Source organism: Sunxiuqinia sp. sy24 (assembly GCF_052677165.1).
Genome location: NZ_JBQYLH010000027.1, coordinates 15783 through 28788, shown reverse-complemented (window position 1 = coordinate 28788; position 13006 = coordinate 15783). Strand labels below are relative to the sequence as shown.

10 protein-coding genes are annotated in these 13006 nt (G+C 43.4%); 4 read left to right on the top strand and 6 right to left on the bottom strand.

Translation table 11 applies throughout. The features are described from left to right. Nucleotides 1-7 precede the first annotated feature (7 nt). The 5 genes from ACUNWA_RS18170 to ACUNWA_RS18150 all read right to left on the bottom strand — a co-directional run bounded on the left by ACUNWA_RS18170 (nt 8) and on the right by ACUNWA_RS18150 (nt 8231). Complete coding sequence (locus tag ACUNWA_RS18170; RefSeq protein ID WP_445593350.1) at nt 8-1708, bottom strand: hypothetical protein; 1701 nt, start codon at nt 1706-1708, stop codon at nt 8-10. After that, nucleotides 1705-2874, bottom strand: a complete 1170-nt coding sequence (locus tag ACUNWA_RS18165) for a DUF4249 domain-containing protein (RefSeq protein ID WP_445593349.1) — start codon at nt 2872-2874, stop codon at nt 1705-1707. The genes ACUNWA_RS18170 and ACUNWA_RS18165 overlap by 4 nt, the downstream gene beginning before the upstream one ends. Next, the gene (locus tag ACUNWA_RS18160) at nt 2861-5644 is read right to left on the bottom strand and encodes a TonB-dependent receptor (RefSeq protein WP_445593348.1); all 2784 of its coding nucleotides are present in this window, start codon (nt 5642-5644) and stop codon (nt 2861-2863) included. The genes ACUNWA_RS18165 and ACUNWA_RS18160 overlap by 14 nt, the downstream gene beginning before the upstream one ends. 1 nt (nt 5645) lies before the next feature. Continuing rightward, nucleotides 5646-6350, bottom strand: coding sequence for a hypothetical protein (locus tag ACUNWA_RS18155; protein WP_445593347.1), 705 nt, complete (start codon nt 6348-6350; stop codon nt 5646-5648). Nucleotides 6351-6581: 231 nt separating this feature from the next. Continuing rightward, nucleotides 6582-8231 carry an AMP-binding protein gene (locus ACUNWA_RS18150; RefSeq protein ID WP_445593346.1) on the bottom strand — a complete coding sequence of 550 codons (1650 nt, stop codon included), beginning with the start codon at nt 8229-8231 and terminating at the stop codon, nt 6582-6584. 266 nt (nt 8232-8497) lie between these two features. Between ACUNWA_RS18150 and ACUNWA_RS18145 the strand changes: the two genes are divergently transcribed. The 4 genes from ACUNWA_RS18145 to ACUNWA_RS18130 all read left to right on the top strand — a co-directional run bounded on the left by ACUNWA_RS18145 (nt 8498) and on the right by ACUNWA_RS18130 (nt 12178). After that, nucleotides 8498-9145 carry an HD domain-containing protein gene (locus ACUNWA_RS18145; protein ID WP_445593345.1) on the top strand — a complete coding sequence of 216 codons (648 nt, stop codon included), beginning with the start codon at nt 8498-8500 and terminating at the stop codon, nt 9143-9145. A gap of 18 nt (nt 9146-9163) precedes the next feature. Beyond that, nucleotides 9164-9553: a VOC family protein gene (locus ACUNWA_RS18140; RefSeq protein WP_445593344.1), complete on the top strand. Its 390-nt coding sequence runs from the start codon at nt 9164-9166 to the stop codon at nt 9551-9553. A 32-nt stretch (nt 9554-9585) separates the two neighbouring features. Beyond that, complete coding sequence (locus ACUNWA_RS18135) at nt 9586-11475, top strand: sulfatase-like hydrolase/transferase (RefSeq protein ID WP_445593343.1); 1890 nt, start codon at nt 9586-9588, stop codon at nt 11473-11475. A gap of 346 nt (nt 11476-11821) precedes the next feature. Beyond that, the gene (locus ACUNWA_RS18130; RefSeq protein ID WP_445593342.1) at nt 11822-12178 is read left to right on the top strand and encodes a hypothetical protein; all 357 of its coding nucleotides are present in this window, start codon (nt 11822-11824) and stop codon (nt 12176-12178) included. 211 nt (nt 12179-12389) lie between these two features. Here the strand turns inward: ACUNWA_RS18130 and ACUNWA_RS18125 are convergent, their stop codons facing one another. Continuing rightward, nucleotides 12390-12965, bottom strand: a complete 576-nt coding sequence (locus tag ACUNWA_RS18125) for a DUF3109 family protein (RefSeq protein ID WP_445593341.1) — start codon at nt 12963-12965, stop codon at nt 12390-12392. Between the last annotated feature and the right edge of the window lie 41 nt (nt 12966-13006).

The window sequence follows — 13006 nt, the reverse complement described above, 5'->3', positions numbered from 1 at the left end:
TAGCAAGTTATTCGATATGGATTTCGGTTGTTGCCACTTTCACTTCGCCTTGTTGATTTACTGCCCGAACAACAACCAGGTATTCGCCGGTATTGTCTCCAGTACTAAACACCAGCTTGGCCGCATCTGAATCATCCAGTTCAACAGCCGGATTCCAATACAGGCAATTTCGGAGATCAGGAATTCGCTTGGCTGGTAGCTCCTGATTGGTTGCCCCCTGCTCATCCGAAAGCATTCTATAGGCTATGAATCGTCCGGCAGAAGGAAGGTCAATACCTGCTAAATCACCTTTTCGTGAAAAAAAACTGACGATTCCTCCATAGGTAATATCGCCTCGCACATAGGGCCTAGAGATGACTTCAAGTTGCCTCAACTCTTCGGGATCCAAAGCCAAAACCGTCTTCACATCAAACACCGAGACCATGTCCACCATCACCAACGGATCGTAGATATTCAGCTCCGGATCCGTTCCAACCACTTGCAGTCTTTTTGCCTTTCTTTCAGACATCACGCGAACACGCGGAACCAGCTCATGCAAATATTCTTCAACCGAAGGCAACGCGATGTATTCATCAAAATCAAGGGTGAAATCAGGATTGCCATAGAAGGTTGAATCCGAAGAAAAAGCTTGTTTCGTATCCGCTTTGGATTTTTCACGATACAACGTTTGCATCTGGCTCGTAAAACTTAAGGTTTCATACAAGTCGCGTCTACGGTCGGAAAAATCCATTGTCACAAATGGCAATCGGTTTTGCTTCGATAAGAAGTCATTGTCTACCAAGATCACAGCTTGCTGATCTTCGCGCGCTACCTTGGCCGAAATAAAAATTTCATGTGCTCCTTTCAACTTGGAAAGGTCGAAGTAAAACCGTCCATTTTCATCCGTCAGCAAATTCAAGTTTTCGGGGTTATCCTTGAAAATCGTCAACCCAACCAAGGTATAGGGCATAGGCAGCGAATCGACTTCCTGAACCACTTTCCCTGACACGGAAACACCCCGGGTTTCTGGTATAAAATACGGAGAAAAGCTAAACGCTCCTGCTTGTCCAAGTTTCGGAATCAGTGGCTTTTCAGTTCCTTTACGAATAACTGAAACCACGATTTCCAGTTCTTCATCTCCCTTTGCAGGGGACTGAAACTCAAGCTTCACCAACTCACGCTTAATGAAATTTTGTTTGTTTATTTTCAGCTTCCAAGCCATGGATTGCGTTAAGGAAGAAACCACCTGCTCCTCCTGCTCGGTCTGGCTAACCGTTGGTGCGAGTAAATCGGAACGAAAAGGATTAATAATCCGGATCATTTTACAGAAATGCTGATCGGACGAAAAATCACGCATCCACCGGGTGTACGCCCGTAGATAGTAGTTTCCGGTGAGCACCCATCGGGGAATGGTTAAAACACCCTTGGCTCCGCCGTTATAAGCATACTTATTTTGAAGGATCACCGTTCCATCGGGTGCGACCAACTCCAGGTACAACACGTTGCTCCAATCCGATCGTTGCAAGAGATTCGAAGATATATTGTGGGCTGAAAAAAGAATTTCTTCCTTAACACAGTAAGTTTCCCGATCAGTAACAACGAGAGTTTGCTCAACCAGACGTCGTGCCTTAACTTCGGTTAAACCCACTTGCCCCCATCCTGTTCTCAAACCAACAGAGAAAAACAATATCACTGTCAACAGATAATATGTTAGTGTCTTTTTTTTCATTCGTCTATCCAATAATCAGGTTTTTCTGTCGTCCCCCCTTTCATGGTGCAAATAAAACACCCTGCGTTAGCATACCCCCATTCCAATTTCAAATTTTCATCAGGCACCTGCGTAAAAAAAAGAGGAAGGGGATCCTCCGGGAGTTCGTCCACATCTTTTTCAAGTGTCACCACACAAATTGGTAAATTATTGTAACGCAAGTTATCGATTCCACGTATTTGAATCCGCTTTGATGAGACCGAAGACACGCTGAAATAGCCCAACGCAGATTTCAATGAATCATTTACATTAAAAATATTTCCTCGTAGACTAGCAGGCAGCTTCCCAAACATATCGTCTGCCTCCTGATTATTTTTTCTTAAGTTTTCCCAATAATTCCAAGCTCCTTCAGTTAAAGAATATTGCTCAACCAACAAACTATATTGATGTTTAAGTCGTTGAGTATGGTCATTTACAAAATGTAATGGAAACATTTCGTAACTATTATCATTAAGTCCCATAGTCGAAAGTGTAAAAACCTTTCTAATATCTTCAGTCTGATAGCATGTGTATAAGGAGTAATCTTCCCCATTATTATGCCAGCCATCACTATCAAGATACCTTGTAATAGGCCATTTAGAGTGATACTCCCAGCTTTCTTCAAGCTTCCAGCGAAAAAAACGTCCATCATTATCATCGGCCTTTAAATCGATAAAAAACTGTACTCCCTCTTCCACTACGTCAGGATCGCTGGTAGACCTTGATTCCAATTGATAATAAACAGAATCCACTTCAGGACATTGTACCAGTCGTTCAAACCTGCTCAGGTATTGCTCTTTTTCAGCTGTTTCGATAAAAAGGCGAAATGCTGCTTCGGATGTCATGAAGTGATTTTCAATCATCCCCCGATAGTGCCCTTTAGTAGCCGACTCATCAAAATAGAAATGATTTCCTTGCTTATCCTCAACTCGAACGACACACCCTGACTCGGGCTGAAAGACTGGAAATTGAGGATCAGCGGACCGAGAAATGATAATCTCCTGTTCTTCTCCATCATCCGTAATTGTGGCATCCACAACCAGCCTAGGCTCAAAATCAATTTCAGAGTCAAGATGATATCGCTCGATACATGAAGACATGTAAATTCCACTTAGCACCCAAAAAATGACTATTTTAGTTATTCGCATAATTTCCAAGTTTCCAGTTCCATGATAATGTAACAATTGGCACGCCAATAACAGCATATTGGTAGCCTTTTAAGTGTCCATCTTCGGATTGAAAAAAGATGGAGTTCACATTGCTTCTTCCCGTTAAATTATAAACACTCAACATCCAATAGCTGTGCATAGGCTTTTTCGATTTCAGATTTCCTTCGAGCTTGATCGAAGCATCCATCCGCCAATAATCCGGTATTCGATAGGCATTGCGATCGGAATAATCAACAAACGGCTGATCATCGACATAATAAACCCCCTCGGGCATGGTAATTGGGCGTCCGGTATTGTAAACCATATTGAATGAAAATGACAAGCGCCGAAAAGGTTTATAGTTGGTCACCAAATTAAAAACATGAGGCTTATCAAAATTAGAAGGATAAGTCTTTCCTTGGTTGATATCCTCAAAATCATTCTCTCCATTTACTGTAATCAATGATCGTGAGTAGGTGTACGAAGCCCAGCCGTTGAAACGCCCAACATCTCTGGAAAGCATGAATTCCGCCCCATAGGTTTCTTGTTTCCCTTGCAAAATAGTGGTTTCAACATAAGAGCTGGCCAAAAAATCTGCCCCGTCTTTATATTCAACCAGGTTTTTACCCATTTTGTAATAAAATTCCGCAGTAGCTGATAATCCAAGTTTTGGAATGGCATGGTAATAGCCAGCTGAATACTGGATCGATTTTGGCGGTTTAATGTGATTATCCACCATTTTCCACTGGTCATTCGGTGCAATGGAAATGGTATTGCTCAGCATAAACAAATATTGGGTCATTTGCGTAACCGACAATTTGATCGAATTGTTCTGTCGAATCTGAAAATCCAGTCCGGCACGTAACTCCGGGTTCTGGTAAGTCACCATCTGCTCCCCACTTCCATAGGTCTTCGAGCCACTCACATTGATATCATTCAAAGCGGTTCCCGGCAAATACTCGCGGACGGTTTTGGGCCCGAAAGCGGTAAACATGTTAAATCGGAATCCAGCATATAAATTCAGCCGAGCGCCCAAAGCAATGTTGTCATCAATAAAAAACGCTGTTTCCAATCCATTCTCCTTGCCTAGCATAACAGGCGATTTTAACGATTCATCGCCAAAGGGCTCGACTGCTCCGCGATTAAGCTGATACAGAATAGCCGATGCTCCCGCGTTTAGCGTATGCACCTCATTGGGGATCCATCCAAATTTGACTTTCATTTCGTAATGATCCAACTCATAATCATGCTGATATGACTCGCTTGACAAGCGCGTATCTGCAGTGGAGAAATTATAGTTTGATGCCACCAGAAAGACGTTTGATTTTAAAGCCGGAGAAAACCGATGCAAATAGTTAACCGATGCCCCTTGGTTTCCATAGCCGTATTCAGTATAACCATTCAAGTTGAAATCGTCGTTACTATTGTAAGCAAACAGAGAAAGCTGATTTTTTTCATTCAATACAAAATCAACCGCTCCGGCAAAATCATAAAACGAAGCTTTACTGTTACGAAGATCCGGATCATCCAGCCGCTTTAAAATCCAATCAGAGTAGGACGATCTTGCACTTAACATCAAAGAAACTTTATCTTCGACAAGGGGCATTTCAATTTCAGCATTAGCGGAAATAGGACTGACGCCACCCTGCGTGAAAAATTTCTTTTTATTGCCCTTGCGTGTTTCCACCTGAAATATCGAGGCTAACCGTCCACCATATTCCGAAGGCACCTGTCCTTTGTAGATGGAAAAATTTTCGATAATTCCCGAGTTGATCGCAGAGAAAAAACCAAACAAGTGCGAACTATTATAAATTGGAATATTATTGATGTAAAATAAATTCTGATCGGCATTACCGCCGCGCACATTCACTCCGGCCGATCCTTCTCCGACACTCACCACTCCGGGCAGTAACTGAGCGACCTTTAAAACATCCTTTTCGCCCATCAGTGTTGGCAGTTCCTTCATTGTTTTCACTGAAACACTTTCCATTCCAACTTTTGCTCCGCGCTTGGTCACTTCATCTCCCTCCACCACAACTTCCTGAATAGCCTGCACCTGCTGCTTCATGGTAAGTGAGAAGAAACCTCCGGAACGAACATCCAGGTTCGCTTTTACCTCTTTCATGCCCATACATTGAAAAGCAGTCTGATAAAGTCCCGGTTTTAGTCGGATGATTAGAGCTCCGTCGGTTCCCGTGGCGACGCCTTTTTGCAAAGCGGGCACATGCATGGTAGCTCCAATCAAAGGCTCTCCGCTTTCGGCATCGGTCAATCGTCCGTTAATCACCACCGATCGCCCATTGACTGCTTTGTCGCGACTGCCAACAACAATCGTTTCAATCATATCAGCTTGCCGACCCAACAAATACTTTTCACCCATACTTGTCCGTTCCTGATCGACTACCCCCTCGCTATCAACAGATTGCCATTCGAGATCATACTCAGGCAAGGGCCAAATCATAGCTTTCCCTGGCAGCAAAAAAATAGTGTTTGGTGGCTCAAAAGCATAGCCCTGTTCTCTCCCTTGCAATAGCTTATCCATCATCTCCGGGATAGACAGCTCCCGAATCTCCAAATTGACAAACAGACCCTCCACCCACTGTTCTTTAAAATAAAACTGAAGGTCATACTCTTTTTCAAGCTGTTCGACAACGTCTGGGAATGGCCTATTCTTAAATGATGCGCTGATACGGATCTCGTCCCTATTTTGGGCCCACAAAGCCATAGGGAACAAGCTTAGTACCAAGACATATTGTAAAAGTAATTTCATGTTATTGAATAATACGTTCGCAGTAAGCAATTAAATCCTTCAACTCTTTCTCTGTTATCTTTTTAAGGTCTATTTGTCTGGATGACAAAAACGTCCTAAGCTCCTTTCTATTCTCCTTGGGAAATAGCTTTAAAAAGTTCCCTTTCCGGTTAAATACTCGAGCCGCATCGTCAAACACGAGGTAATAATTCTTAATCTCTCCGGTATAATGGTAACCAATATTGGATCCTTGCGACTCGAAGTTGAGATCTTTCTTCCGGCTAATGTAGCAAATCAACTGACCTTCAAAAACCAGTTGCACAAAACGCTGCGGAATCTCTGGAAGTGAGTGAGAAATAAAACAAATTCCATCTGTCCTTACTGAATCAATCACCGAACTATTCAAGACAATCTGATGGGTTTGCTGGTTATAATCGATGTAATTAAGAATAAACTCCTGTTTATTTAGATCATAGCGAAGATTTTGAGTCTTAAAAACTTCTCCCTTTATATATATGTCTCCAACAAATCCATGGTCATCACGCCAAAACGGGTGACCTTTTACCGGATTCACGTCACTCGTATATTTCTCACCATTGTGAAGCAGCATATCCAAACCGTAACGCTGATCATATGCTGTGTGCAAGGAATCGACCCAGTTAGACTGTCCGAAAGCTGCTCCCCAAGAAAGGATGAACAATAAAAAGAAAAGGCTTAACTTTTGCATAAGTCTGCTAGTAGATAGGTATTCGGATGATTAATCAGGTTCATTTGCTAGTTTCTTTGGATTTACTTCAGCTAAAAATAATCATAATATCTGCAAAGCACTGAACGTAAGCACTTTTTTTTGAATTTTACATTCGAATTTTAGAATTACTTGCTTCAGCAAAAAAATCCCCAGGTCATTTGACCCAGGGATTGAAGTATCATGTTAAAAATTTCTTATTCAAACGAGGAACTAGTAGTAAAGAAAACGCTTGATTTTTTGAGTTGGTGTTTTTTCAAACGGCACAGGCTGAAGTACAATCATCTGAATCCGGGAGAATTTATTCACTTCATCGTTGACCTTTTGCTGAATTTCCCCCAAAATCTCATCGACACGTGAATTGATTTTGCTTACGGCCTCATCTTTCATGGAGCGCATGGTCTTTACCCGCTGCTCAATTTCCTCCATGTTCAGGTGAACCATAGCCACCAGGCGGCCTTTTTTCTCCACCACCAGCGATTCCAGTACATATTCCATCCGGTTGATCACCGATTCAATTTCTTCCGGATAAATGTTTTCACCACTGGCCCCAACAATCATGTTCTTAATCCGTCCACGGATATAAAGAAAACCGGATTTGTCAAAGCGTCCCAAATCGCCGGTTTTAAACCAACCATCTTCGGTAAATACCTCTTTGGTCAGCTGCTCCTCCTTGTAGTAGCCTTTCATCACATTCTCTCCTTTGGCCTGCACTTCGCCTTCACCGGTAAGCGGATCCGCATTACCAATGCGAAGCTTCACGCCATCCATCGGAATACCGGTAGACAGGTAACGAACATTTTCACCTACAGCACCAGCCAAAAGCGGCGACGTTTCGGTTAGTCCATAGCCAATGGCCAATGGGAATTTCGCATCCATCAGGAAACGCTCAACCTGATCGTTCAGCTTAGCCCCTCCAATTCCGAAGAATTTCAGCTCGCCACCAAACGTTTGGTAAAGTTTCTTTCCGGCTACGCGACTTAATAAAATTTGGAACGGCCGGATCTTATACAGGAAGCGGGTTAGCGCCTTGCTATTGATCTGTGGTAGTATTTTTCCTTTGTAAACTTTTTCAATAATGAGGGGCACCACCAGCATAATAGTTGGTCTAACCGCCTGCAAGGCAGGCAACAAAACCGAAGCAATCGGCGGTTTCCGAAGATAATGAACTGAAGCACCATACATGATCGGAAAAATCAGCCCCAAAGTATTTTCAAACGTATGCGATAATGGCAATACCGACAGGAATCGATCGCGGGGATCGATGAACTGCAAGGAAATACTCTGTTGCCCGGTCCAGATGATATTTTTATGACTCAGCATCACGCCTTTCGACTTTCCGGTTGTTCCCGAAGTATAAATAATCGAAAGCAAATCGTCCTCATCCACTTCTTCATACTGAAAATCAGCAGGCGTTTCCACAACAGTCCTTGGATAATCCTCAGCATTCTGTTCTTTAAGCGTTTCAATGTGAATAATCTTCAGGAGCGGATATTCTTCCGGCTCCAATTTGCTAAGGAGGTTTTCCGAGACAAAAATAGCATCTGCTTCAGCATGCTGAATGATATTACGAATTTCTGAAGGACTAAAATCCGGTAAAATTGGAACCGCAACCGCTCCAATACAACCAGCAGCAAAAAACGCAACTCCCCAATTGGGCATATTCGTACTCAGAATAGCCACCTTGGATCCTTTTTCTATTCCAAGTTCTCTCAGGTAAGTTCCTAAAGCTTCAACATCCGCTTGGAGCTGCTTGTATGTCTTAGCCTCTTCACCCACAAAACCTAGTGAGTTCCGTTCAGCATAGTTTTTAAAACTAGCCTGCAACATGGCAGGCATCGTCAATTTTTTAGTCTTCTTCATAATATTCTCTTTCACACATAACACCCTCTATAACAATAGAAAGATCGTTAAGATCAGCAAATTTAAACAATTCTACGAATTGTTATTCTTTTTTAACATGTTTTAGCAATACCAAAACCGGCTCAAACATATGTTGTAGAAATGAATAAATCAACCTTAACAGACAACTCTTCTACCCGCCCGCCCAACACAATACCATTCCCCCTAATAATTAGCAGGTTTAAGCATCGCACTTATCCAGAGAATTATGTAGCTTTGATCGAGCTATGAAAAAAGATGATCTGATACAACAAACAGCCGAATACATCCGGGAAATATTCAAAATCGAAGGTAGCGGCCATGACTGGTGGCATATTCATCGGGTTTGGCAATTATCAACATGGATTGCCCAACAGGAGGGTGCTAACCTTTTTATAGTTGAAATGGCCGCCTTACTGCACGACTTGGACGACTGGAAACTAAACCCGCAGGAAGAAGCGAAAGCCTGCAAGTGGATGGAGCAAATTGGATTAAATGCCGACGAGCATAAAGAAATTCAACAGGTGATCGACCAAGTTTCATTTAAGGGTGCAGAAGTAGATACAACACCAGACTCTTTGGAAGCGCAGGTGGTTCAGGATGCTGACCGGCTGGATGCAATGGGGGCCATCGGGATTGCACGCACCTTTGCTTATGGAGGTCACAAAAATCGCTTGATTTATGACCCTGAGGTACAACCCGTGCTGCACGATTCGTTTGACGCCTACCAAAAATCAACAGCGCCCACCATTAACCATTTTTACGAAAAGCTATTGCTCTTGAAAGATCGAATAAATACCCCTTCAGGACAGGAACTAGCCCAACAACGGCATCTGTTTATGGAAAGTTATCTGGAACAGTTTTTTCAGGAATGGCACAAGCAAGAACAAGTATAACCCATTAAATATTCTACTATGAAAATTTCACACATTGCTATCTGGACAACGAATTTGGAAGGGATGCGGAATTTTTATATCCACTATTTCGATGCCAGTTCTGGCGAAGCGTATTTTAATCACTCCCGCGATTTTCAATCGTACTTCATCACCTTTGGTGGTGATTGCTCGATTGAACTAATGCAAATGCCCACGATTCGAAAATCAAAAAACGATTCACGCAAACAATTCACCGGATTGACCCATTTCGCCATTCAAGTTGGGTCCAAGCAGAAAGTTGATACGCTAACCGAACAACTCCGGGAAGATGGTTTTCCGATTGTGAGCGACCCCCGCACCACAGGCGATGGCTTTTACGAATCGGTTGTTCTGGACCCCGAGGGCAACCGAATAGAGCTGATTGCTTGAACCAATACCAACCTGAAACCAACGAACCAACCATGAAAAAAACAAAATTGCTACTTGGATTAGCCTTACTAGCTGGCATGGGCTTAAATTCCTGCCAGAACCAGCAAGTGGAAGAACTACCCAATATACTTTGGTTAACCAGCGAAGATAACAGTCCCTTTGCCGGCTGCTATGGAGATGATTTTGCGACCACTCCCAATCTTGATCAACTGGCATCAGAAGGCTTTTTGTATACCCATGCCTATGCCAACGCGCCCGTATGTGCCCCGGCACGCAATACAATTATCACTGGGGTTTACGCCAATTCGGGAGGGCATCAGCACATGCGCAGCTATTACCCGAAATCTGAGCTCATTCGTTTTCTCCCGCAATTTCTCCGCGAAAAAGGGTATTACTGTACCAACAATCGAAAGGAAGACTATAACATCGCCCCGGAACAAACAAAAAATATTTGGGACGAAAGTAGCGGTCAAGCTCACTACAAAAACCGAAAGTCCGGCCAACCATTTTTTGCCATCTTTAATTCCACCATTAGTCACGAAAGCTCTATCCATAAATGGATTCCAACCGAAGAGCTGAGACACAGCCCGGACAAAGTAAAACTGCCTCCTTACCACCCTGACACCCCTGAAATGCGACATGACTGGGCTCAGTATTACGATAAAGTAGAAGACATGGATGCCTGGGTGGGGCAACAACTACAGGCATTGGAAGAAGCCGGGCTGGCTAAAAACACCATCGTATTTTATTATGGCGATCATGGAGGGGTGCTGGGCCGCAGCAAGCGTTTTGTCTACGAATCGGGCACGCACGTTCCATTTATTATTCGAATTCCTGATCAATACAAACATCTGTTTCCAGAGAAGAAACCCGGTTCAAAAGTCGACCGGTTAATCAGCTTTGTGGATTTAGCACCAACCTTGCTGAGTATTGCCGGAGTCCCGATTCCGGAGTACATGCAGGGAAAAGCTTTTCTGGGAAAACAAAAAACAGCCGATCCGGAGTATGCTTATATGTTTCGCGATCGCATGGACGAGCGCTACGACATGAGTCGTGCTGTGCGTGATCAGCAGTTTCGTTACATCCGCAACTACATGCCCTACCGCATTTATGGGCAACACATCAATTATCTTTGGAAAGCGCCTTCGATGCAATCATGGGAACAAGCTTACTTAAAGGGGACATGTAATCCGGCACAATCCGCTTTCTGGGAAACCAAGCCGGCTGAAGAATTATACGACACCGAAGAAGACCCTTGGGAAGTGCACAACCTGGCCAATGATCCGAACTACACAGAAGTACTGGAACGCATGCGAAAAGCCAATAACGACTGGGTAAGCCGGATTTACGACAGCGGTTTTATTCCCGAAGCCGAGCGTCAGATGACGGCTTCCGGGCAATCCGTTTATGATCTTCTCCGAACCAAGCCGATTCCCTTAAAGGCAATCATAGATGCAGCGAAACTGGCTACCTTAGGGCAAAAAAACAAGCTGCCGCAACTGGTTCTGCTGCTTAATCATAAAAATGAAACCATCCGGTACTGGGCAGCTACCGGACTGTTAATTCTGGGGGCAGATGCCCGGGAAGCCCAACCCAAGCTGGAACAAGCGCTGGACGATTCTTCAGTAAGTGTTTCCATCGTTGCCGCCGAAGCCCTTTACTACTTGGGTGAAAAAGAAAAAGCCCTGACTACATTGCTTGCTGCGCTAAAGCATCCCAGTCCGTTTGCCCGAACGCATGCCCTCAACGTTATTGACTATACCCATGAATTCAGCCCAACCATCCAGGAAGCCCTGTTGCAGATGATTCGGGAGTTTAAAAACGATAAAAGTCCGGACCGGTACGACTTACGCGTGGTGGAATGGCTGCTTGATAAAAACCAGGTGGACCGAAGCAAATTAAGTCTGAATAGCGCTAAATAATGTGGTGTAGCTCCGTGCCGGATTTCCCTAAAACCAGCCGGAAATGGGGAAAACCGGGTTGTTTGCTATTTCCCAATGGTTCGGTCACTTTTCCATGCGGGTGGATTGCATTTCCAAGCGGTACTGTCACATTCCCGGGCGGTTCTGTCTTATTTACGGCTGGTACTGTCTTATTTCCGGGCGGTCCTGGTCGAATCCGGACTGGTAGCCCCAGGCTGGATTGGATTTATTCTCCTTACAAACTGAATAATTTGTATCTTCAGCTATTCATGGGAATCCGCAACGACAACTTGCAAGTGATCGTAAACAACATAAATAAACTAACTAAATTCAAATTGAAACCGATATGATGAAAAGCAGAAAACTGGTAATTGTAATTTTTGTCATTGCAATACTTGGATTCGGAACTGGATTTTATTTTAAATACAGCTATAACTATTTAGGCCAGAATGTAGAGGTAGCAAATCCTGACAAAACAAAAAGCCAACCAAGCTTATCCGAAGCTATTGCATATCTTGAAGAGATGAAAGAGCTTACGGAAAAGCATTCGATCAATAACTCTCTTGTAGTCCAAAACGAACTTGCATTAAAAAGACTTAAAGCTATTAACCTTGTTTCAATAACAGGAATGATTTTGACAATGATTTTGGGAAGCTGGTCGATTAGAAGATTATTGACATTAAAGTCAGATAGCTCCGATTGATGGTAACAAAACTGACTTGTTGAAAAAACAAATACAGGTATTAACATCATGCAAATTGTATAGTAGTTTCGGCACAATCTTCTGCTCTTCGGAATCTACAAAAGCTAGCAAATGCTGCCCTTCAGGCAATTCTTAATCACCCTCCAATAAAAAATGGGTTTTCTGCTATTCAGAAAACCCATGTAAAAGTATCTTGTAAAAACGTTGAAGTTTATTCTTCCCAAGGTTTTTCCTTGGCAGCAAAGGCCAGCTGTTCATACCAGTCAGCTCCATATTTTCGGATCAGCGGTTCTTTCAAAAATTGATAGAGCGGCAATTTTTGGCCGGCACCACACGTCCGCCCAGGCTTGCAGATATCAAGCTCCTGGTAGTTTACGGCATCAAAGCGTGCATATTCCGTAATCCGAACAGGAAACAAATGGCAGGAAACCGGCTTACGAAAATCAATTTTCCCATCCAAAAAGGCTTTTTCAATGCTACATTTCACGATGCCATGCTCATCTTTAAACGTAAAAGCACATTCGCAGTTATTCACCAGGGGGGTTACTACATCGCCATCCGAATCAACCATGCTGATCCCCTGAAGAGCCACAACCGCCTTTCCTTCCGGAGTCATATACGGTTCCACTATCGGGTAGATTTCTTCGATCATTACCGCTTCTTCCTTCGTCAGTGGTGCACCCGAATCGCCTTCCACACAGCAAGCACCCTTACACTTAAACAAATCGCAGAGGAAATGCTCCTCTACAACATCCAAACTCACAATGGTTTTACCAATTTCCAACATACCTCTAAAAAATAAAAAGCCCTCCTAACAACAGATTAGGA